We start from the raw sequence: 20,630 nt of genomic DNA, 5'->3' as shown, positions 1-20,630 counted from the left end.
AACTCACTGCGCGATCTCCTCGGCCCGTGCCGCCGCCTGCCGGCACCCGATTGGCGCACCGCTGAGGCCCGTGGGCGAAACGACAAGTCGGGCACTCCGTGCCACGACTTGTCGGATTTATACCCCGACAGGCGAAAAATCGGGCGGATCCACCTCGGCCGCGGCTCGCGGGATGCGGTCGAACAGCGACCGCAGGCGGGACGCGACCGCGCAACGACCGCAGGCGGGACACGACCGCGCAACGACCGCCGCCGGAACACGACCGCACAGCGACCGCCGCCGGAACACGACCGCACAGCGACCGCCGCCGGAACACGACCGCACAGCGACCGCCGCCGGAACACGACCGCACAGCGACCGCCGCCGGAACACGACCGCACAGCGACCGCCGCCAGAACGCGGCCGCACAGCGACCGCCGCCAGAACGCGGCCGCACAGCGACCGCAGGCGGAACGCGACCGCACAGCGACCGCCGCCGGGACGCGGCCGCACAGCGGGATGCGGCGCGACCTCGAGGGCGTCGCGGAGGTGCTTGCGGGCGGCGTGCAACAGGCCAGACGGGCCGCGACACGGTCACCGTCCTGCATATGCCAAGACGCCCACATACCCCGTCGGGCGAAAAGTCGGATAAATCTGGATGCGCCAGCATCCGGATTTATCCGAGATTCGCGCTCATCGCCGCCAACGTCCGAACCGTCGTCCGATAGTCCTCATCCGACACCCCCACCATCGCCCGCGCCCGGATCTGCTCCACCTCGGCCAGGATTTCGGCCCGCGCCGCCTCCCCCGCCACCGTCACCGCCCCATCCGCCCCCGCCCACCCGCGAGCCGCCAACGCAGAAACCACCGACGCATACGGCCGTTCCCCCGCCCCCCAGAACGGAGAGTCGGGCCCCAGCCCGTTCAGCACCTGCCACTCCCGCCGCTCAACCCCCCGCGCCGCCAACACCGTCGCAAACGTCGACTCCAAGCGGCGATCGAGTTCCCGTAGCCAGTACCCAATGGGACGCTCCATGGCAAACTCCGTTCCAGAAGCAAGTACATGCCGATAGAATGTAGATAACCGAAATTATGCATACCCACGACGACGGCGACAAGGTGCTCGCGAGCATTGAGAGCGCCATGGTGGCCATCCGGCGGCGGCAGACGCGGCGGGCGCTCGCGCGCGGGTTCGGCGAGGTCGATCGCGCGCTGTTCGATGTCGTGGACGCCGTCGAGGACGGGGAGCTCGGGCACCGCGACGTCACCGTGACCGATATCGCAGCGGCGCTCGACGTGGCGCAGCCGCGGGCCAGCAAGCTCGTCGCGGCGGCCGTCGAGGCGGGGCTGATCCGGCGCGAAGCGGACCAAAGAGACGGGCGTCGAGCGTTTCTGGTACGCACCGTCGCCGGCCGCGAACTCTCCGACCGCGTCCACGCGTCGCGGCGGGGGCGGTTCGCGCGAGCCACCGCGGACTGGACGGCGGCCGAGCGGGCCACGTTCGCGCAGCTCCTGGGGCGGTTCGTCGACGGGCTCACGGATCCGGGGGCAGAACGGCACTGAGCGTCGATTCAACGCGCGCGCCCGTTGCAGTAATCTTCGCCGGGGGTGATGCGGTGGCGGGCTCGGACGGCCAGGGCGATGCCGGCATCGATCCTGCGCTGTCCGCCATTGCGCGCCAGTGGGTCGCCGCCGTGCGGCAGACCAGCTACATCGACCTCTCCGCCGAGGCGCTCCAGCGCTTCTTCGAGCGGCAGGTGGCCGCCCTGCAACAGGATGACCCCGGCGCGTGGGACGAGGCCGGCGTGGCGCTCGTCGCGGCCGGGCTGAACAGCCCGGAGGCGCTGCGGCGCTCGATCGGCGTGCTCCACGCGCTGCCGGGGGCGGGCGGCGAGCTGGTCGGCGCGTTCGCCGCCGGGTTCGCGCGGGCCGCGCGGCAGAAGGTCCTCGACGACCAGGAGCGCATCCGCCGGGCCTGGACGCGGGCGCTCACCGACGCCGAGCACAGCCTGCAGCGCGAGCTGCACCACCAGGCGCACCACGACCCGCTGACCGGGCTGCCCAACCGGGTGCTGCTCTACGGGCACCTGGCCGACGCGCTGCGCGACGCCGAGGACGGGGCGCGGATCGGGGTCTGCTTCCTCGACCTCGACGAGTTCAAGACCATCAACGACACGCTCGGGCACGGGTTCGGCGACCAGCTCCTCGTCGCCCTCGCCGACCGGCTGCGCTCGTGCGTCATCGACGCGGGGCACTTCGTGGCGCGGGTCGGCGGCGACGAGTTCGTCGTCGTGGTGCGCAACACCAAGGGGCCCGACGAGCTGACCGAGCTCGCCGAGGCCATGCTGGCCGCCCTCAACCGGCCGGTGCGGCTCGACGGGCACGAGCTCGCGGTGTCGGCCAGCATCGGCATCGTCGAGCAGGCGGCGCGCGGCGCGGAGCCGGAGGAGCTGCTGCGGGCCGCCGACGCCACGCTGTATCTGGCCAAGGCCGACGGGCGGGCCCGCTACGCCGTCTTCGACGCGCAGCGCAACGCCCAGCAGCTGCTGCAGTACGGCCTCACCGGGCGGTTGGCGGGCGCCCTGGAGCGCGGCGAGTTCGAGCTGGTGTACCAGCCGCTGGTGGCCCTGGCCGACAACCGCCTGCGCGGGGCGGAGGCCCTGCTGCGCTGGCGGCATCCGGACCTCGGCACCGTCTCGCCCAACACGTTCATCCCGGTCGCCGAGCAGTCCGGCATGATCCTGCCGCTGGGGCGCTGGGTGCTGCGCGAGTCGTGCCTGGCGGCCGCCGCGTGGCAGCGCAGCCACCCGGGCCTGCCGCTGCTGATCAGCGTCAACGTCTCGCCCCGCCAGTGCACCGACCCGCGGCTGCTCGACGACGTGCGGGCGGCGCTGTCCGACTCGGGGCTGGAGCCGGGCAACCTGCAGCTGGAGCTGACCGAGACCGTGCTCATGCAGTCGACCGGGCGGCCGGTGCAGACGCTGCGCACGATCGCCGACCTCGGCGTGCGGATCGTCATCGACGACTTCGGGATCGGCTACTCCAACCTGGCGTACCTGCGCCATCTGCCGGTCCACGGCCTGAAGCTGGCGGGCGCGTTCATGGCCGGCATCCGCAAGCTCGAGAGCGACCACGTCGACGAGCAGATCGTCGAGACCGTCATCCGCCTCGCGCACACGCTGCAGATGACGGTCACCGCCGAGGGCATCGAGACCGCCGATCAGGCCGCCCGCCTGGCCGCGCTGGGGTGCGACCTGGGTCAGGGCTGGCACTTCGGCCGGCCCGTGCCGCCCGCCCGCATCCCCGCTACACGTTCGCCCGCCGAAGCCTGATCCAGCGGTACCCGTACGGGCCCAGCGCCAGCTTCGAGAAGTCCCCGATCTCCGGGTACTCCCGGTCGCCGAACACCTCGTTGGGATGGTTGGTGTCGGCCCCCAACTCGCTCAGGTCGGCCACGACGTCCTCGGTGCCGAGGTTGTGCAGGAACAGCATCGCCCCGGTCCGCCCCTCGGCCATGTGCGCCAGCACGCCCGGCGGCAGCGCCCGGTCGACGGCGGTGCAGGTGCCGTTGGAGACCTCGGGGCTCTCCCGCAGGGTGCGGATCATCCGCTCGAACCAGGCCAGCAGGGACCGGTCGTCATGGCGCTGGGCCGTGACGTTCACCTTTTGGTACCCGTACTCCCCCTTGGCGATGACCGGCCGGATCGGATCGGCGTCGCTGAACCCGCCGTTGGTGTCGAACGACCACTGCATCGGCGTGCGGATCGCGTAGCGGCCCGGCAGCGAGAGGTCCTCGCCCATGCCGATCTCCTCGCCGTAGCGCAGCACGGGAGTGCCGCGCAGCGTGAACTGCAGCGAGTACGCCAGCTCGATCCGGCGGCGGTCCCCGCCCAGCATCGGGGCCAGCCGGCGGCGGATGCCGCGGTCGTACAGCTTCATGTCGTCGTCGGGGCCGAACTGGCTGAAGACGTCGTCGCGCTGCTCGGCGGTGAGCCGCGACAGGTCGATCTCGTCGTGGTTGCGCAGGAACGTCGCCCACTGCCCGCCGTCGGGCAGCTTCGGTGTGGTGTGCAGCCACTCGATGACCGGCTCCGGGTTCTGCCGGGCCAGGGCCAGCACCATGCGAACGTTGAGCATGAAGTCGAAGAGCATGTGGATGCGGTTGCCCGAGCCGCCGCTGTCGCCGAAGTACTGCGGCAGCTTCTCCGGCTCGACGTTGGCCTCGGCCAGCAGCATCGCGTCACCGCGGCGCCACTGCACGTGCTGGCGCAGCTCGGTGAGGTAGTCGAAGTCCATCGCCGGGTCGGTCCGGCCCGGCTCGGTGAGCTCGATGATGAACGGCACGGCGTCCATGCGGAACCCGGCCACGCCCAGCTGGATCCAGAACGCGAGCACCTTCTTGATCTCGCTGCGGACCTCCGGGTTGGAGTAGTTCAGGTCGGGCTGGAAGTTGTAGAAGCGGTGGTAGTACCAGGCACGGGCCTTCCGGTGGTACGTCCACGTCTCGGCCTGCTCGCCGGGGAACACCATGCCCTGGTAGCGGTCGGACGGCTCCTTGGCGGACCAGATGAACCAGTCGCGGTACGGCGAGTCCGGCGACGACACCGCCGACTGGAACCACGGGTGCTGGTCCGAAGTGTGGTTCACCACAAGGTCGATGATCACCTTGATGCCCCGGTTGTTCGCCTGGTGCAGCAGCTCGGCGAAATCGCCCAGCGTGCCGAGCCGGGGATCGACGTTGTAGAAGTCCGTGGCGTCGTAGCCGTCGTCCCGCCCGGGCGTCGGATGGATCGGGTTGAGCCACAGGCAGTTGACTCCGAGCCTGGTCAGGTAGTCCATGCGGCTGATGACACCCTGGAAGTCACCGATGCCGTCGCCGTTGGAGTCCTGGAACGTCTCGACGTCCAGGCAATAGATGACACTCTCGGTGTACCACCGCTCGCCCATGCGATTCGGGTAACCGAATCGGGCTCCGCTCAAACGCGCGCTTGCGTGCGCGCGGCCCGGACCGCGAGGATGGCTCCCGGGGGGCTGATGGTCGACTTCGCTGGCGCGCTACGAGATGCAATCCAGGCACGTGGTCTGGGGCTGGAGCGCATCCAGGAGCGGTTACGGGCGGAGGGCTACTCGGTCAGCCTCGCGACCCTGAGTTACTGGCAGACCGGTCGCAGCCGGCCGGAGCGGCGCGAGTCGCTGGCGGCGCTGGCCGAGCTTGAGAAGATCCTGGAGGTCGAGCCGGGCTCGCTCGCCGCGCTGGTCGGGCCGCCGCGCCCCCGGGGGCGCCACCTGCACAAGAGCGCGGAAAACCTTGAGCTGGGCGCATTCTTCTCCGAGCGCGACCTCATCGTCGACCTGGCGCAGGGCATCGACACCCGCTGGGACGAGCGGCTGACCCGGCTCAGCCAGCACGACCGGGTGAACGTCGGGCCCGGCCGCGGCGAGGAGTCGTTCCGGGTCCGGCAGGTGCTGCGGGCCGAGGCCGACGGGCCGGACCGCTGGGTGGCGATCGTCCGGCTGGACGTGCCGGGCAACCCGCTGCCGCTGATCACCCCGTCGCGCAACTGCCGCCTCGGGCGGGTCGTGGAGCACCCGGAGAGCGGCCTGTTGCTGGCCGAATTGTTGTTCGACCGGCCGCTCGCCAAGGGTGAGACGGTGATCACCGAACACGCGCTGCACAATCATCCGCCGTTTCCGCTGGCGATCCAGTACGAGCGCAAGTTCCGGTTGCCGGTCCGCGAATATGTCGTCGAGGTCTGTTTCGACCCCGCCGCCTTACCGCGGGCCGTCTATCAGTATCAACAGATGGACGGCCAGGACGAACAGGTCACGTCGATGGAGGTCGACGTGAACCACACGGTCCACGCGATCGCCCTCGACTACGGCCCTGGCCGTTACGGATTACGTTGGGACTGGGAGTAGCGGGCGCTACTCATCACGAGCCTGCGCTGCTCACAACACCTTTGACAGGGTCGATCGCAACACCTTGGACGGTAGGGAAGAACAACGGGGCGCCGGTGTGGCCAGCGCCCCGCCTCTGTTCCCGGAAATACCCGGCGTCACCATCGGAACGGCTGGGATGTCGCCGCGACGGTTAGGGTGGAACGCATGTGCCGCCTCCACAAGGAAGTCTTTTTCCTTGGGAAGGAACCTATTGGCCGACGCGAGCCGTCTCAAGATTCTGGATCGCCTTAACAGTTAACGCTCGCGGACCTCGGCAGCCTTAACAGTTAAGAGATAAAACAGTTAAGAGTTAAAAAGGGCCGGACGGTCGCACCCGCCAACTTGTGCGACCGCCCGGCGTCTGAGATCCCCGTGAAGGTGCGCCTACGCGAGCCGGATCCAGGCCGACGCGTCCGGCGGCAGCGTGCCGTCCTCGTTGAGCGGGATGCTGCTGAGCAGCACCTCGCGGTGCGGCGGAAGGACGGCCGGCTCCGTGCCCAGGTTGGTCACGTTGGCAAACGAGTCGTCGCGGGCGAACGCGAGGACCTGCGGGTCCGACTCCAGCCAGCGCATCGGCCCGTCACCCAGGGCCGGGTCCTCCCGGCGGATGCGCAGCGCGTCGCAGTACAGCTGCAGGAACGATCCCGGCCTGCCCTGCTGCGCGGCGACCGAGAGCTCGGCCCAGTGCGCCGGCTGGGGCAGCCACGGCTCGCCGGCCGCGTCGGCCGGGCTGAACCCGAAGGGAGCCTCCGACCCCGACCAGGGCAGCGGCACGCGGCAGCCGTCCCGGCCGGGGTCGACACCCCCGGAGCGGTGGTACATGGGGTCCTCGCGTAGCGCGTCGTCGAGGTCCTCGACCTCCTCCAGGCCGAGCTCCTCGCCCTGGTACAGGTAGTACGCGCCCGGCAGGGACATCGTGAGCAGCGCCGCCGCCCGCGCCCGGCGGGTGCCGAGCTCCAGGTCGGACGGGACGTTGAAGCGCTTCTCGGCGAAGGCGAAGTTGGTGACCTCGCGACCGAAGCGGGTCACCTCGCGGGTCACGTCGTGGTTGGACAGCACCCAGGTGGCCGGCGCCGCGACGGGCGCGTGCACCTCGAGGGTCATGTCGATCTCGTACCGCAGCTTCTCGGCCTCCCACGGCGCGCCCAGGAACGCGAAGTTGAAGGCGGTGTGCAGCTCGTCGGCGCGCAGGTAGCGGGCGAACGCCTCGTGGTCGGGCAGCCAGACCTCGCCGATGAGGGCGCGCGGCGGGCTGTAGGTGTCCGAGATGCGCCGCCAGGCCTGGTACACCTCGTGGATGCCGTCGTTGTCCTCGTACGTGTCGCTGACGAGCGGGTCCTTGATGAGTACGGCGGCGGAGTCGATGCGGATCCCGTCGATGCCCCGGTCCAGCCAGAACCGCAGGATGTCCTCGAACTCCTCGCGGACGGCCGGGTGCTCCCAGTTGAAGTCCGGCTGCTCCGGCGCGAACAGGTGCAGGTACCACTCCCCGTCGGCGACCCGGGTCCAGGCCGGGCCGCCGAAGATGGACTGCAGGTCGGTCGGCGGCAGCTCGCCGTCGGCGCCCCGGCCCTTGCGGAACCAGAACAGGTCGCGCTCCGGCGAGCCCGGGGCCGAGGCGAGCGCCCGCTGGAACCACGCGTGCTGGTCGGAGCAGTGGTTGGGCACGATGTCGCAGATCACCCGGATGCCCGCGGCGTGGGCCTCCTCGATGAGCTTCTCGGCCTCGGCCAGCGTCCCGAAGACGGGGTCGATGGCGCGGAAGTCGGCGACGTCGTAGCCGCCGTCGGCGAGCGGCGAGGGGTACCACGGCACGATCCAGATCGCCTCGATGCCCAGGCCGGCCAGGTACGGCAGGCGCGAGCGCAGGCCCGCCAGGTCGCCGACGCCGTCGCCGTTACCGTCGGCGAAGCTCCGCAAGTAGACCTGGTAGATAGCGGCGCTGCGCCACCATGCTTGGTGGTGTTGGTCGGCCACGTGGAACCTGCTTTCTCGCACTTTGAGTTGCCTTACCACGACAGATGGATGTGCTTAGCCCTTGACGGCCCCGCCCAGTCCGGCGCCGGAGAGGAACAGGCGCTGGAAGGCGAGGAAGAACACGACCGGGATGAGCGTGGAGATGGCCAGCGACGCGAGGAACACGCCCAGATCCGTCTGCGACGCGATCGCGGGCAGACGCACCGACAGCGGCTGCTTGTCCGGGTCCTTGAGCACGAGCATCGGCCACAGGAAGTCCTTCCAGCTCGCAATCGTCGCAAACACCGACACGACGCCGAGAATCGGCTTCGACATCGGCAGGACGACCGACCAGAACAGCCGGAACGAGCTGGCGCCGTCGACCTTGGCCGCCTCGAACACCTCGCGCGGGAGGCTGTCGAAGAACCGCGTCATGAGCACGACGTTGAACGCGCTCGCGCCGGCCGGCAGCCAGACGGCCCAGAAGCTGTTGATGAGCGAGGTGCCGATGCCCGGCGGGTTGAGGATCGTGAGGTACAGCGGCACGAGGAGCACCACGCTCGGCACGAACAGCGTCGCGATCACCAGGCCGTTGATGATCTTGCCCCAGGCCGGCCGCAGCACGGAGATCACGTAGCCGCCCGTGGTCGCGACGAGCAGCTGCACGAACCACGAGCCGGCGGCGAGCCAGATCGTGTTGAGGAAGTACCGGCTGATGTGGACGTCGTTCCACGCCTCGGAGACGTTCGCCCAGCGCATGCCGTGCGGGAAGATCGCCAGCGGCGTGCGGATGATGTCCTGCGTGGGCGTGATGGCGAACTTCGCGAGCAGCAGCATCGGCCCGATGCCGACCACGAACAGCACTACCAGCAGGATGGTGTGCAGGACCTTCATGGTGGCGCTGACGCGAGGGTTGCGCCAGTCCTTGGCCGAGACGTAGCCGCGGCCTCCGTCGAACTGGGACGCCTTGCGCTTGCGGACCGGCTCCGCGACCCGGGCCGCGCCGGCGGGCGAGGCGACGTCGGGCGCCAGCCCTCGCGCACCCGCGGCAACCGCGGTCGTCCCCGCGCGGGCGCGGCCGGATCCGTCGGTGGTCGGCGGGTAGGTCATGGTGCTCCTCTCCCCCTCGGGGACGTGCCGGCCGGTCACGACTTGCTCCAGCCGGAGGTGAGCTTGAAGTACACCAGCGAAAGGATCGCGAGGAACGCGGCGAGCATGACGGACAGGGCCGTGGCCGCACCGTAGTTTCCGCCGAGGGATCGGCCGAACGCGTAGTCGTAGATCATCAGCAGGATCGTCAGCGTGGCGTTGGCCGGGCCGCCGTCCGTGAACAGGTACGGCTCCAGGAAGACCTGGACGGTACCGATGATCTGCAGGATGAAGGTGATCAGCAGCACACCGCGCAGCTGCGGCATGGTCACGTGCCACACCTTGCGCCAGATGCCGGCCCCGTCGACCTCGGCGGCGTCGTAGAGCTCGTCCGGCACGCCGATGAGTGCGGCCAGGTAGATGATCACGGTCCCGCCGGCCGCGGCCCACGTCGCCTCGACGACCAGCGAGGGCATCGCCATGGACGGGCTCGAGAGCCAGGTGTACGGGCCGAGCCCGACGTAGCTCAGGATCGTGTTGAACACGCCGTCCGCGGCGCCGTCGTAGAAGAACTTCCACAGCAGCACGGCGACGACCGGCGGCACCACCACCGGGAGGTAGGCCAGCACGGAGTACAGGCCCTTGCGCCGTCGGACCGAGCTGATGAGCACCGCCGTCACGAGCGGGATCGGGAAGCCGATCACCAGGGCGAGCAGCGCGAAGTAGAGGGTGTTGCGGATCGCCGTGGGCAGGTCGGGATCGGTGAGCACGAACTGGAAGTTGTGCCAGCCGACCCACTTGGGGTCCCCGACGAGGTTGGTCTTCTGGAAGCTCATGACGACCGACCGCACGATCGGCCACCACGAGAAGACGCCAAAGATGATCAGGAGCGGCAGCGCGAACAGCACCGAGCTCAGCCCGCCGCGCTGGACCCAGGTCACCGGGTTGCGCCGGCGGACCCGGCCGCCCTTGGGCCCGCCCGTCCCCGGCCCGTGATTGCCCCCGGCGACGGCGGCGTCGCCGGCCTGCCGCAGCGCGCCCGAAGCGCTCACGACGCCACCTCCGCTTCGCCCCGGTGCCGACGCGAGTCAGAGCTGTGCATCCGGTTCGCGGCTCCTCCGCTTCGCTCCGGACCACTCACGACGCCACCTCCGCTTCGCTCCGGTGCCGACGCGAGTCAGAGCTGTGCATCCGGTTCGCGGCTCCTCCGCTTCGCTCCGGACCACTCACGACGCCACCTCCGCTTCGCTCCGGTGCCGACGCGAGTCAGAGCTGTGCATCCGGTTCGCGGCTCCTCCCGTTCGCTCCGGACCACTCACGGCAACATCACTCCTCGTCCTGTTTTCGGCCAGAGCCCCGGTATGGGCCGCCGCTCGCACGACGGCCCATACCTAGGGTTTGTTGATGGTGTTGTGGACGATCAGCCGGCCGAGTCGATGGCGCGCTGCGCCTTCGTGTTGGCGTCGGTGAGGAGCTGGTCGATGTTGGCGTTCTTGTCCGTCAGGACGGCCTGGACCACCGTGTCGAGCGACTTGTAGACGTCCTGGGTGGCGATGGCCGGCTCGTTGACGAGCTTGGCGTCGAAGACCTTGCCGGTGAAGGTGGTCATCTGGTCCAGCGGCACGTTGACGTAGGACTTGATCCAGTCCTGGTACTGCTGGTACTGCTGCTGCGAGAAGATCGGCAGCTCGGGGGTGCCCACCGGCTGCTTGCTGGCCACCATGATCTCCGCGTTCTTCTTGGCGGCGTCCTGGTTGGTGTACTTGCGCAGGTAGTGGTAGTCGATCCACTTGACCGCCGCGGCCTTCTCGACGTTGCTGGCCTTGACGGACACGGCCGCCATGGTGCCACCGCCGAGCACGCCGGAGTCGCCGCCGGTGAGCGGGATCATCGTGAGGCCGTACGTCTTCGGGTTGATGTTGTTGGTCTGCACCAGGCTCGTGTAGACGTCCTGACCCGAGGTGTACATGCCGATCTTGCCGGCGGCGAAGGCCTGGTTGATGCCCGACCAGTCGTAGTTGAAGTTGGCGCCCATCGAGTTGTCGGTCCAGCGCAGGTCCTTGAGGAACTGCAGCGCGGCCTTGGTCCCGTCGTTGGTGAGCGTCGCCTTCTTGCCGTCCTCGACGCGCCCGCCGCGGGCGTAGGTGTCGACCGTCAGCTGCCAGCCGCCGGTGCCGTCCTTGGACATCTGGGCGAAGCCGGCCTGGCCGGTCTTGTCCGCGATGGCCTTGGCGTCCGTGCGGACCTCGTCCCACGTCGTCGGCGGCTTGTTCGGGTCGAGCCCGGCCTGGGTGAACAGGTCACGGTTGTAGTGCAGGCCGACGGCGTAGATGCTCTTCGCCGGGATGGCGTAGATGTGGCCGTCCGGGCCCTGGCCGTACTGCAGCAGGTTCTTGTTGAAGTTCGACGCGTACGACAGCTGGCTCAGGTACGCCTGCATGTCGCTGACCTGCTGGTTCGCGATCAGCGTCTTGCCGTCGGTGAAGGGGATCTCGAACACCGTCGGCAGCGTGCCGCCCGCGAGGTCGGCCGCGAACGTGGTGGCCTTCCACTCGTAGTCGTGCGTCTTGACCGTGATGTTCGGGTTTTCCTTCTGGAAGTCCGTCACCTCGTCCGCGAGCGCCTTCTGCGCCTCCGGCTTGGCGCCGGGGAGCAGACCCACGACGTTGAGCGTGACCTTGGTGTTCGGGTCGAGCGTCGTGGACTCCGAGCCGCCGGCCTTGTCGTCGCTCGAGCCGCACGCGCCCAGCGTGCTGCCGAGCGCGAGCGCACCCACGATGGCGATCGCCAACGTGGTACGTGATTTCTTCATCGTCGCTCCTTGTTGGGGTGTGTGTCAGGCATCCGGCCCGGCACGGGGGCCTTCCCGTGCGGACGCTGTCTTTCGGTGTGGGTCGGATGGATCGGACGAGAGGCTCAAGGTCGCGCGGGGCGGTGGGGCGTCCAACCGTGGCCGCTCCGCACGGTGCGCAGCCCGGCGTCGGGCTGCTGGGAGTGCTTAAGGCGCGTTACTGCTCGGTTTCGATCGCATCGCGTCAGGGTTTCGGCCTGGCGTTGGCAAGAGATTAGGCTCACGCTGCACAAGAAGTCCATGGCCCGTTGCAAAATTTTAATCGTCCGCGGGCACCCATTTGCACGGGCACGCTCCCACGGCACGGCAACTTGCATGGAATCGGCCGAAAACTCGCAGCTAGGGGCCGCCGCGGAGGCGCTGACGATCACCGACGGCGGCCGGGCGCTCGCGCTGGGGTCACGAAGGACCTTGACGAACGGCGCGAACGATGCAAGCGGGCACCGGCAAGCCCGTTGCGCACAGATGCAAAGAGCGCCACCACTTCGCGCAGAAGTCGTGGCGCTCTGGGAGCTTCGCCCCCTCCGGGGCCGTGCCAGTGCTAGCGCCTGTTTCATGACTGGGGTGGGAGCGAGGCCGAGTCCAGATTTCGTCTGGCGGTGGCCCGCGGAAGCCTGGCTACCGGTGTTGTAACCCGGCTTTCGCGGGACGCCGCCAGGCGGAATCTGGGCCGGCCGCAGCCCCGCCTCAGTAATGAAACAGGCGCTAGGCGGCGGTGGTCGCCCGGGCCGCCTCCTGCAGCGCGCCGGTCGAGCCGCGCACCACGAGCTCGGGCTCGAAGAGCATCTCCTCGGTCGGCACGAGCGTGCCGGCGACCTGGCTGACGAGCAGCGTCACGGCGGCCTGGCCCATCGCCTGGATGGGCTGGCGGACCGTGGTCAGCGGCGGGTCGGTGCAGTTCATGAACAGCGAGTCGTCGAAGCCGACCACCGAGACGTCGTCGGGGACCTCGCGGCCGAGCCGGCGAGCGGCCCGGATGGCGCCGAGGGCCTGCACGTCGGAGGCGCAGATGATGCCGGTGACGCCGTGCTTGATGAGCCGGGTCGCGCCGGCGCGGCCGCCCTCCATCGAGAAGATGACCCGCTCGACGTCGCCCTCGTCGACCGTGCTCGACTCCGCCGCGGCCGCCTGGAACGCGGCCAGCTTGCGGTTGGACGGCGCGTGGTCGGCCGGGCCGAGGATCAGCCCGATCCGCTTGTGCCCCAGGGAGCTGAGGTGGTTGAACGCCTGGTCGACGGCGTGGCCGTCGTCAACCGACACCCGCGGGAAGCCCAGGTCGTCGATGGCGGCGTTGACGAGCACGGCCGGCAGGCCGCGGTCGTGCAGGCGGTGGTAGTGCTCGTGCTCCGCCGCCGCCTGGTGGTAGAGCCCGCCGCAGAAGATGATGCCGGACACGTGCTGGTCCAGCAGCATCTCGACGTAGTCGGCCTCGGAGACGCCGTCCGCGGTCCGGGTGCACAGCACCGGGGTGAAGCCGCGCTTGGACAGCGCGCCGGCAACCACTTCGGCGAAGGCCGGGAAGATCGGGTTTTGCAGCTCCGGGAGCACGAGGCCGACCAGGCGGGCCCGCTCGCCGCGAAGCTTGGTTGGCCGCTCGTAGCCCAGCACGTCGAGGGCGGTGAGGACCGCCGTGCGGGTCGCGTCGGAGATGCCGGGCTTGCCGTTGAGCACCCGACTCACGGTCGCCTCGCTCACGCCGGCGTACTTCGCCACCTCAGCGAGTCGTCGAGTCATGCCCGCAAGCGTAGTGCATGACTACGCAATTTTTTGCACGATGTCGCCCACGCAACCGTGCGCGACCGCATCTCACCGGTGCGGCGCCCGAAAAATACCGGATTTTTCGGGCACCACGTCGGCGTTCACGCCGGTCACCCGGCGAGCGCGAGGGAAATCTTGCCGCCGCCGTACCCGCTGACGTCCACCCTGAGGTCCAGTCGCCGCCCGAGCGCGAGCAGGTAGTTCACCGCGTCCGCCGGCGGGCCGCCACCGGGCAGGAAGGTCTGGTGCAGCTTGACGCGGGGAGCTTCGTCGTTGTTGATCAGCCCGGCCAGGATGTTGCAGATCTCGATGGCGTTCTCGCCGATCATCTTCGAGATCTCCTTGTCCTCGATGCACGCCTGCGCCCCGCCCGGCGGGATCAACCCGATCGCCGCGCCGGCATAGGCGGTGAGCTCGAAGTCCATCCCGATCACGGCCATGAGCTGGAGCCGTTCGTCGGTGTAGAGGGCGACCAGGGTGCGGGGAACGTCGGCGGCTTTCAGGGGGTCGGCCGGGTTCACGGTGACCGACCGGCCGAGCAGGTCGTCAAAGAGGTCCTTGACGGCCTTGGGAACGGGCAGAACATGCGACATAGCTCATATCATCCCAAAATAGGATCGAGTGCGTCCTTGAAAGTGTCGGCTGTGAACGGCTTGGTGACCAGGAACAGCGCGCCGGCGTCCTCGGCCGCCTGTCGCATCTCCGGGGTGCCCTCGGACGTCACGAACCCGAACGGGACCTTGTTGCCGTTGGCCCGCAGCATCCGCAGCACCTCGACCCCGGTCATGTGCGGCATGTTCCAGTCCGACAGCACCAGGTCCGGCTTCTCGGCGACCGCCTTGTCGAAGGCCTCCTGCCCGTCGCAGGCCTCCACGAGGTCGTGCCCTTCGTACCCCGCCTGGCGCAGGGTGCGGGTCACGATCTGACGCATCACCCGGCTGTCGTCGGCGATCAGAATCTTCATGCGGGTGCTCCAGCAAGGTCGGCGGTGCTTTCCAAAACGGTGACGATGACGGACTCGGCCAGCCATGAGCCCTGGAGATGGCAGACCTCGGTCACGGACGGGTAGCGGCCGTTGTTGCCGTCGACGTGGACGTGCGGCAGCGAGAGCGCGCACGGCTCCGGCAGCAGGCTCTTGACGTTGCCGCCGATGATGTTGGCCAGCTCCCCCAGGGCGTCGGCCACGTCCTCCTCGGCCACGTCGTCGACCTCCAGGCCGAGCAGCGCGGCCGCGACGTTCTTCGCGGCCAGCTCCGAGCAGCTCACCAGCACGTGGCCGCGCCACGCGCCGGTGACCGAGACCGACGCGGTCACGTCGGTGGCGGGTTTCTCGGGCGGAAGGGGGACCAGCGGGCTCGCCCCGTCGAGGTCGAGGTACGACGACCAGACCTGCTCGGCAATGACCTTCAGGTCCTCTTCGGTGGGATTGGTCATGCTGCGACTCCGTTCGGGACGAGGCCGAGCAGGGCCAGCTTGTCGATGATGGCGTCCGGGGTGAAGGGCTTGATCACGTACTCGTGCGCCCCCGAGGCCAAGGCCCGGACGATCTGACTCTGCTCGCTCTCGGTAGTGACCATCATGAGCGTCATCCCGCGCAGTCGCGGCTCGGCGCGGACCGCCGTGACGAACTCCAGCCCGTTCATCTCCGGCATGTTCCAGTCGACGAGCGCCAGCCCCGGGATCTCACCGTCGCCGTCGAGGACGTTTGCCTTGAGGTAGTCCATCGCCTCTTGGCCGTTTCCCGCCTCGACCACGTCGAAGCCCAGCTGTGCCACGATCCGCTTGAGAATCAGGCGCATCGCGCGCGAATCGTCGATCACCATGGTGAGCATCTGGCTTCACCCCTTTCCTACAGCGCTCACTGGGGTGGCGGCCTTGCCGGCCGCCCGGAGCTTGTATGCGGACGTCCGGCCGGCGACCACCCGTTCGAACCTGTCGTCAATGCCGATCGTCGTCTCGGCGGAGCCGAGAAACAGCCAGCCGTCGGGACGCAGGGTCCCGGCGACGCGCTGCAGCACGGTCCGCTTGGTCTGGACATCGAAGTAGATCAGCACGTTGCGGATGAACACGATGTCGAACGGTCCCATCGGCGGGAACGGCGCCGCCAGGTTGAGCCGGCGGAACGACACGTTCTTGCGCAGTGCCTGCGCAACCTTCCAGTGAGCGCCGTTGCGCTCGAAATGCCGGACCAGCAGCGGCGCCGGCAGTCCCCGATTGACCTCCAGCTGCGTGTACTGCCCGGCCTCGGCCCGGGTCAGCATCTCGGTGGAGATGTCGGTGCCGAGGATGTCGAAGGCCCAGCCGGTCGGCAGGGTGTCCTGCAGCACCATCGCCAGCGTGTAGGGCTCCTGCCCGCTGGAGCTGGCCGCCGACCACACCTTGATGGTCTTCGTCGCCGCCCGCCGCGCCAGCAGGTCCGGCAGGACCGTGTCGACGAGCTGCTTGAACGGCTCGCCGTCGCGGAAGAACGACGTCTCGTTGGTGGTGAGCGCGTCCACGATCTTCGCGTGGATCTCCGGCTCGGGCCGCTGCTGCGCACGGTTGACGAACTCCGAGACCGTCGGCAGGCCGGACTGGCGGGCGAGGGGCAACAGCCGCGCCTCGACCAGGTACTCCTTGCCCGCCTCCAGCACGATTGCCGCGTCACGGCGGACGAGGCCGCTGATGAAGGCGAACTCCTGCGCACTCAAGGTCATCGGGTCACCTCCATGGACTTCGCACCGCGGCCGCCGGCGGTACGGCTGATGAGATGGTTCGCGATCTCGCCGAGCGGCAGCACGGCGTGCGCGATGCCTGCCTGGGCCACCGCGCCCGGCATCCCCCAGACGACCGAGGTCGCCTCGTCCTGCACCACGATCTCGGCGCCGGCGGCGCGCAGCTGCTCCGCCCCCCGCTTGCCGTCCTGGCCCATGCCGGTGAGGATCACGGCCAGCGTCGAGCCGCCGTACGTACGCGAAACGGACCGGAAGAGCACGTCCACGGCGGGCCGGCAGAAGTTCTCCGGCGGCCCGGTGTTGAGCTTGGTGACCACCTCGGTGCCGCGCCGCACGACCTCCATGTGGAAGTCCCCGGGCGCGATGTAGACGGTGCCGGGACGCACCACCATGTCGCCGGCGGCCTCGACGACGGAGAGGGCGGCGGTGCGGTCGAGGCGGTCCGCGAACATCTTGGTGAAGACCGGCGGCATGTGCTGGACCACGACCACCGGCACCGGCAGGCTCGCCGGCAGCGCGCGGACCACGGCGGTGAGCGCGTCGGGCCCGCCGGTGGAGCAGCCGACGGCGACGACCTCGATGCCGCCGGTGCGCGGGGCGGCGCGCACGGGCGCGACCACCGGGCCGCCGGGCGGGACGTTGGGCGGGCGGACCACGCCGGGCAGCGCGGAGCCGCCGGGCCGGGCCAGCGGCGGGGCCGACGGGTGGCCGGCGCCGGGCAGCGGGCGGCCGGGGGCGGCGCCGGGGCGCGGCGGCGCGAGGGGGCCGCGCGCCCGGCCGCCGCACAGGGCGTGGATGCGCGGGATGATCTGCTCGCGGACGCTGCGGATGCTCTCGGCGACGCTGCCGACGTTGGCCGGCTTGGTGACGTAGTCGCTGGCGCCGGCCGACAGCGCGTCGAGGGTCGCGGTGGCGCCGGCCGCGGTGAGCGTGCTGAACATGATGACGGGCAGCCGGGCGTACTGCTGGCGGATCGCCCGCATCGTTTGCAGCCCGTCCATGATGGGCATCTCGATGTCGAGAGTGACCAGGTCGGGGCGCAGCTGCTCGATCTTGGTGAGAGCGACCTTGCCGTTCGGCGCGGTGCCGACCACGCGGATCTCCGGGTCGTCGCCGAGCGCGTCGGTGATCAGACGCCGGACGACGACCGAGTCGTCCACGACCAGAACCGAGATCACGCGCCTTGCCTCCAGCACCGGGGGGCCGCGGCAGTTGCGAGGCCCGTCACGTTCCAGCGGGCTAATCGGCGTCGAGTCCGGTGTGGATAAGGGAAATTCCCAAAAGAACCGCCTCTGCCCGGAGCATTCCGGACAGAGGCGAGGTTCGAACCCGTTCAGCCGGCCAGGGGGCCCATGGCGGTGAAATACGGGTCCAGGAGGCGCTGCGCGGTGGCCGAGTCGAGCAGGTCGCGGACCATGAGCGCCTGCACGGCGCCGCTGAGCAGGTTCCAGACGCCGCCGGCGCGGTCGGCGACCGGCACGCCCGAGCGGTCCAGGGCCTGCACGAGCAGCAGCTGGGCGGCCGCGCCGGCGCGGACGCGGCCGGAGAGGAACACGGCCCACGACGCGGAGTGCACGGCGGGCGCCCAGTCGGTCAGACCGGGGCGGGCGCTGTCGGTGACCTTGTTGAGCCGCTGCATCTCGGCCGGGGTCAGCGCGCCGACCCGGGACAGCAGCGCGCGCACGTCGTCGGCCTGCGGGCCGAGGTCGTGCTCGCGCTCGGGCAGGGCGCGCGCGGCGACGGTCCACGGCCCGCTCAGCCGGCGGCGGGACTCGTCGGAGAGCAGCTCGCGCAGGTAGGCGGCCGCGGCGGCGTCGGACAGCACGCCGGTGGCGCGGCTGGCGACCGGGCTCTGCCGCTGCCGTGGCGTGCGGGCCTGCGGCGTCGGCATGGTCGCGGACGGTGCGGGGCGCTTGCCCCAGGTCCAGTCGAGCACGTCGTAGCGCAGGCAGTGCAGCAGCCCGTCGAGCGTGCCGAGCGGCGCGCGCTCGATCGTGGTCAGCGTGCCGGCGTCTGCGACGGTGGCCCGCCGCTCCTGGGCCGCGGCGTCGACGTCGCGCCACAGGTCGGCGCGGTCCCAGTCGTCGTCGGTGCGGGCGTCGGCGATGGCCGGAAGATCACCCTGCGTAAGGGTGAGGCTGCGAAGCAGTACATCGGCCGCGGCCGATCCACCCTGCAGTCGGGAGAGGTCGAAGCCGAGAACGGGGGCGCTAACCAGGCTGTACATGGCAACTAGTCTGCAACGCAGCTGCACCCCGGTCTGTCCACCGAAAGGGCCGGGGGCGACGCCGGCCGGTAGCCGTGCGTCACCCCCGGGGTGTCAGCCGATGAGCAGAATCAGATCTTGAACCGGGCGACCAGCTGGCGCATCTCGCTCGACATCCGGGACAGGTCGCCGGCCGCGCGCTGGGCTTCGGCTACGTTGCGTGACGTGTTCTGGGTGGCCGTGGCGACCGTGGACACGTTGTTGGCGATCTCCGCGGAGCCGGTCGCCGCCTCGCTGACGCTGCGGTTCATCTCGTTGGTCGTGGCCGTCTGCTCCTCCACCGCGGAGGCGATGGTGAGCTGGTAGTCGTTGATCCGCGAGATGATCTGCCCGATCTCGCCGATCGCGGCCACCGCGCCGGTGGTGTCGGCCTGGATCGCCTCGACCCGCCGGGAGATGTCCTCGGTGGCCCGCGCGGTCTCCTGCGCGAGCTCCTTGACCTCGTTCGCGACGACGGCGAAGCCCTTGCCCGCCTCGCCGGCCCGCGCCGCCTCGATCGTCGCGTTGAGCGCGAGCAGGTTGGTCTGCTCGGCGATCGACGTGATCACCTTGACCACGTTGCCGATCTCGGTCGAGGACTCGCCCAGCCGGCTGACCGCCTGGTTGGTCGACTCCGCCGCCATGACCGCCTGCGACGCGACCTTCGCCGCCTCGCTCGCGTTCTGCGCGATCTCGCGGATCGACAGGCCCATCTCGTCGGCGCCGGCCGCCACGGTCTGCACGTTGCGCGAGACCTCCTCGGCCGCCAGGGCGACCACGTTGGCCTGGTCGCTCGCCTCGCCGGTGCCCGACGCGATCTGCGCGCTGATGCCGGTCAGCTGGTTGGCCGACGTGGCCAGCGACGTCGCCGTCGAGTCCATCGTCTGCACCGTGCTGCGCATGCTGTCGGTGGCCCGGTTGAGCGCGGTGGCCATGGCGCCGACCTCGTCGGTGGAGGCCACCTCGACCTTCGTCGACAGGTCGCCGTTGGCCACGGCGCCGAGCACGTCGGAGACCCGGCGCAGCGGCCTGACGACGAGCGCGGTGACCCAGAACCCGATGCCGAAGGCGGCGATGAGCCCGATCACGGCCGCTGCGATCATCCACATGCGGCTGGTCTTGTAGTCGTCCTCCGCGCTCGTGCGCCAGGCCTCGGCCTCGGTGATGTCCGCGCTCTGCAGGCGGTCGATGGCCTGGGCCGCCTTGGCCATCTGGGGCTGGCCCTGGGCCGTCATGATCTCCACGTACTGGGCGACCCCGCCCGTGGCGATCGCCTGGGCCGCCGGGCCGTCGCGCACCGTGCGGTACGCCGCCACCGCGGTCTCGATCGCGGAGAGCTCGCCGCCGCGGTCCGCCTGGGCATCCGCGCGGTAGCGGGCGATCGCGTCGGCGAGCTTGGCGTCCGCCGCCTTCTGCTGGTCGAGGCTGAGCGCGCCGAGGATGTCGGCGAGGCCCTGCCGCATGTCGGCCAGCGCCACGAACTGCTTGTTCTTCGCGGTGAACTGCCGCATCTTGTCGTTGGCGCTGCTGAGGCTGCTGAGCCCGACGAACGTGATGACGACGGTGACGATCCCGCCGACGGCGATCGCCGCGAGCACCTTGGCCCGGACGCTCATGTTGGTGAACCAGCTCATGTGGTCATTCCTCGCGGTTGTTGCCGATGCCGGGCGGGTTGGTGTTGACGGCCTTGGTGGTGTCGAGCGCGAGCAGGAGCCGCCCGTCGAGCTTGAAGGCGCCGGTGATCAGGTGCCGGGCGCGCCCCTGCAGGGTGTCCGGCGGGGGCTCGAACGTGTCCTCCTGCAGCGTCACGACCTCGCCGATGCGGTCGACGAGCAGCGACACCGACTCCTCCTCGGTCCTGACGATCACGTTCATGGCCGGCTCGGCGGACTTGGTGCGCGGCGGCAGGCCGAGCTGGACCCGCAGGTCGACCGCGGCGATGACCTGACCGCGCAGGTTGAACAGGCCGCCCACGGACTCCGGGGCGAGGGGGACGGGGGTGTACTGGTCGAAGGAGAGGACCTCCTGGACCTTGGCGACGTCGAGGCCGAACAGCTGGTCGGCGACCTCGAAGGTGGCGTATTGACGGCTGGCCATG

Annotated in this window: 19 protein-coding genes; 3 read left to right on the top strand and 16 right to left on the bottom strand. The window is 69.9% G+C overall.

Features of this window, described 5'->3' with window-relative positions; genetic code table 11:
* Positions 1–655: 655 nt before the first annotated feature.
* A complete protein-coding gene (locus ACQEVU_RS00975; protein WP_433319044.1) occupies positions 656–1,015 on the bottom strand; it encodes a hypothetical protein in 360 nt (119 codons plus the stop codon).
* Between the two features lie 56 nt (positions 1,016–1,071).
* Here ACQEVU_RS00975 and ACQEVU_RS00970 point away from each other — a divergent pair, with 56 nt between their 5' ends.
* Together ACQEVU_RS00970 and ACQEVU_RS00965 are read left to right on the top strand one after the other, a co-directional pair.
* Positions 1,072–1,542, top strand: a complete 471-nt coding sequence (locus ACQEVU_RS00970) for a MarR family winged helix-turn-helix transcriptional regulator (protein ID WP_433319041.1) — start codon at positions 1,072–1,074, stop codon at positions 1,540–1,542.
* 53 nt (positions 1,543–1,595) lie between these two features.
* The gene (locus tag ACQEVU_RS00965; RefSeq protein ID WP_433319038.1) at positions 1,596–3,311 is read left to right on the top strand and encodes a putative bifunctional diguanylate cyclase/phosphodiesterase; all 1,716 of its coding nucleotides are present in this window, start codon (positions 1,596–1,598) and stop codon (positions 3,309–3,311) included.
* On the opposite strand, the gene ACQEVU_RS00960 is transcribed toward ACQEVU_RS00965, so the two are convergent.
* Positions 3,286–4,926, bottom strand: a complete 1,641-nt coding sequence (locus ACQEVU_RS00960; protein ID WP_433319035.1) for an alpha-amylase family protein — start codon at positions 4,924–4,926, stop codon at positions 3,286–3,288. The genes ACQEVU_RS00965 and ACQEVU_RS00960 overlap by 26 nt on opposite strands.
* Positions 4,927–5,013: 87 nt before the next feature.
* Between ACQEVU_RS00960 and ACQEVU_RS00955 the strand changes: the two genes are divergently transcribed.
* Positions 5,014–5,898 carry a helix-turn-helix domain-containing protein gene (locus ACQEVU_RS00955; RefSeq protein ID WP_433319032.1) on the top strand — a complete coding sequence of 295 codons (885 nt, stop codon included), beginning with the start codon at positions 5,014–5,016 and terminating at the stop codon, positions 5,896–5,898.
* 405 nt (positions 5,899–6,303) lie between these two features.
* Here the strand turns inward: ACQEVU_RS00955 and ACQEVU_RS00950 are convergent, their stop codons facing one another.
* From ACQEVU_RS00950 to ACQEVU_RS00885, 14 genes are all read right to left on the bottom strand, one after another.
* On the bottom strand, positions 6,304–7,896 hold the full coding sequence (locus tag ACQEVU_RS00950; protein WP_433319029.1) for a glycoside hydrolase family 13 protein: 1,593 nt from the start codon (positions 7,894–7,896) through the stop codon (positions 6,304–6,306).
* Between the two features lie 54 nt (positions 7,897–7,950).
* Positions 7,951–8,985, bottom strand: coding sequence for a carbohydrate ABC transporter permease (locus ACQEVU_RS00945; RefSeq protein WP_433319026.1), 1,035 nt, complete (start codon positions 8,983–8,985; stop codon positions 7,951–7,953).
* 35 nt (positions 8,986–9,020) lie between these two features.
* On the bottom strand, positions 9,021–10,016 hold the full coding sequence (locus ACQEVU_RS00940) for a carbohydrate ABC transporter permease (protein ID WP_433319023.1): 996 nt from the start codon (positions 10,014–10,016) through the stop codon (positions 9,021–9,023).
* A 368-nt stretch (positions 10,017–10,384) separates the two neighbouring features.
* Entirely contained in the window at positions 10,385–11,776 is a 1,392-nt protein-coding gene (locus ACQEVU_RS00935) for an ABC transporter substrate-binding protein (protein ID WP_433319020.1), read from the bottom strand.
* A 744-nt stretch (positions 11,777–12,520) separates the two neighbouring features.
* A complete protein-coding gene (locus ACQEVU_RS00930; protein ID WP_433319017.1) occupies positions 12,521–13,549 on the bottom strand; it encodes a LacI family DNA-binding transcriptional regulator in 1,029 nt (342 codons plus the stop codon).
* Positions 13,550–13,683: 134 nt separating this feature from the next.
* Positions 13,684–14,166 carry a hypothetical protein gene (locus tag ACQEVU_RS00925; protein ID WP_433319014.1) on the bottom strand — a complete coding sequence of 161 codons (483 nt, stop codon included), beginning with the start codon at positions 14,164–14,166 and terminating at the stop codon, positions 13,684–13,686.
* 8 nt (positions 14,167–14,174) lie between these two features.
* On the bottom strand, positions 14,175–14,537 hold the full coding sequence (locus tag ACQEVU_RS00920; RefSeq protein ID WP_433319011.1) for a response regulator: 363 nt from the start codon (positions 14,535–14,537) through the stop codon (positions 14,175–14,177).
* On the bottom strand, positions 14,534–15,007 hold the full coding sequence (locus ACQEVU_RS00915; RefSeq protein ID WP_433319008.1) for a chemotaxis protein CheX: 474 nt from the start codon (positions 15,005–15,007) through the stop codon (positions 14,534–14,536). The genes ACQEVU_RS00920 and ACQEVU_RS00915 overlap by 4 nt, the downstream gene beginning before the upstream one ends.
* On the bottom strand, positions 15,004–15,405 hold the full coding sequence (locus ACQEVU_RS00910) for a response regulator (protein ID WP_033365181.1): 402 nt from the start codon (positions 15,403–15,405) through the stop codon (positions 15,004–15,006). Before ACQEVU_RS00910 ends, ACQEVU_RS00915 begins: the two co-directional genes overlap by 4 nt.
* Positions 15,406–15,411: 6 nt before the next feature.
* Positions 15,412–16,269: a CheR family methyltransferase gene (locus tag ACQEVU_RS00905; RefSeq protein ID WP_433319005.1), complete on the bottom strand. Its 858-nt coding sequence runs from the start codon at positions 16,267–16,269 to the stop codon at positions 15,412–15,414.
* Entirely contained in the window at positions 16,266–17,465 is a 1,200-nt protein-coding gene (locus tag ACQEVU_RS00900; protein WP_433319002.1) for a protein-glutamate methylesterase/protein-glutamine glutaminase, read from the bottom strand. The genes ACQEVU_RS00905 and ACQEVU_RS00900 overlap by 4 nt, the downstream gene beginning before the upstream one ends.
* Positions 17,466–17,620: 155 nt before the next feature.
* Positions 17,621–18,514 carry a hypothetical protein gene (locus ACQEVU_RS00895; protein ID WP_433318999.1) on the bottom strand — a complete coding sequence of 298 codons (894 nt, stop codon included), beginning with the start codon at positions 18,512–18,514 and terminating at the stop codon, positions 17,621–17,623.
* 110 nt (positions 18,515–18,624) lie between these two features.
* Complete coding sequence (locus ACQEVU_RS00890; protein ID WP_433318996.1) at positions 18,625–20,166, bottom strand: methyl-accepting chemotaxis protein; 1,542 nt, start codon at positions 20,164–20,166, stop codon at positions 18,625–18,627.
* Between the two features lie 4 nt (positions 20,167–20,170).
* On the bottom strand, positions 20,171–20,629 hold the full coding sequence (locus tag ACQEVU_RS00885) for a chemotaxis protein CheW (RefSeq protein WP_433318993.1): 459 nt from the start codon (positions 20,627–20,629) through the stop codon (positions 20,171–20,173).
* Position 20,630: the final 1 nt, after the last annotated feature.

This window comes from Dactylosporangium sp. CA-139066 (genome assembly GCF_050936175.1).
Lineage (GTDB): Bacteria > Actinomycetota > Actinomycetes > Mycobacteriales > Micromonosporaceae > Dactylosporangium.
This window is presented reverse-complemented; position numbering and strand designations above follow the sequence as displayed.

Excerpts from the sequence above, each read along its gene's own strand:
- ACQEVU_RS00975 (WP_433319044.1), bottom strand. The coding sequence starts at position 1,015 with ATGGAGCGTCCCATTGGGTACTGGCTACGGGAACTCGATCGCCGCTTG.
- ACQEVU_RS00970 (WP_433319041.1), top strand. The coding sequence starts at position 1,072 with ATGCATACCCACGACGACGGCGACAAGGTGCTCGCGAGCATTGAGAGC.
- ACQEVU_RS00960 (WP_433319035.1), bottom strand. The coding sequence starts at position 4,926 with ATGGGCGAGCGGTGGTACACCGAGAGTGTCATCTATTGCCTGGACGTC.
- ACQEVU_RS00955 (WP_433319032.1), top strand. The coding sequence starts at position 5,014 with ATGGTCGACTTCGCTGGCGCGCTACGAGATGCAATCCAGGCACGTGGT.
- ACQEVU_RS00945 (WP_433319026.1), bottom strand. The coding sequence starts at position 8,985 with ATGACCTACCCGCCGACCACCGACGGATCCGGCCGCGCCCGCGCGGGG.
- ACQEVU_RS00935 (WP_433319020.1), bottom strand. The coding sequence starts at position 11,776 with ATGAAGAAATCACGTACCACGTTGGCGATCGCCATCGTGGGTGCGCTC.
- ACQEVU_RS00930 (WP_433319017.1), bottom strand. The coding sequence starts at position 13,549 with ATGACTCGACGACTCGCTGAGGTGGCGAAGTACGCCGGCGTGAGCGAG.
- ACQEVU_RS00925 (WP_433319014.1), bottom strand. The coding sequence starts at position 14,166 with ATGTCGCATGTTCTGCCCGTTCCCAAGGCCGTCAAGGACCTCTTTGAC.
- ACQEVU_RS00920 (WP_433319011.1), bottom strand. The coding sequence starts at position 14,537 with ATGAAGATTCTGATCGCCGACGACAGCCGGGTGATGCGTCAGATCGTG.
- ACQEVU_RS00915 (WP_433319008.1), bottom strand. The coding sequence starts at position 15,007 with ATGACCAATCCCACCGAAGAGGACCTGAAGGTCATTGCCGAGCAGGTC.
- ACQEVU_RS00910 (WP_033365181.1), bottom strand. The coding sequence starts at position 15,405 with ATGCTCACCATGGTGATCGACGATTCGCGCGCGATGCGCCTGATTCTC.
- ACQEVU_RS00905 (WP_433319005.1), bottom strand. The coding sequence starts at position 16,269 with ATGACCTTGAGTGCGCAGGAGTTCGCCTTCATCAGCGGCCTCGTCCGC.
- ACQEVU_RS00895 (WP_433318999.1), bottom strand. The coding sequence starts at position 18,514 with ATGTACAGCCTGGTTAGCGCCCCCGTTCTCGGCTTCGACCTCTCCCGA.
- ACQEVU_RS00890 (WP_433318996.1), bottom strand. The coding sequence starts at position 20,166 with ATGAGCTGGTTCACCAACATGAGCGTCCGGGCCAAGGTGCTCGCGGCG.
- ACQEVU_RS00885 (WP_433318993.1), bottom strand. The coding sequence starts at position 20,629 with ATGGCCAGCCGTCAATACGCCACCTTCGAGGTCGCCGACCAGCTGTTC.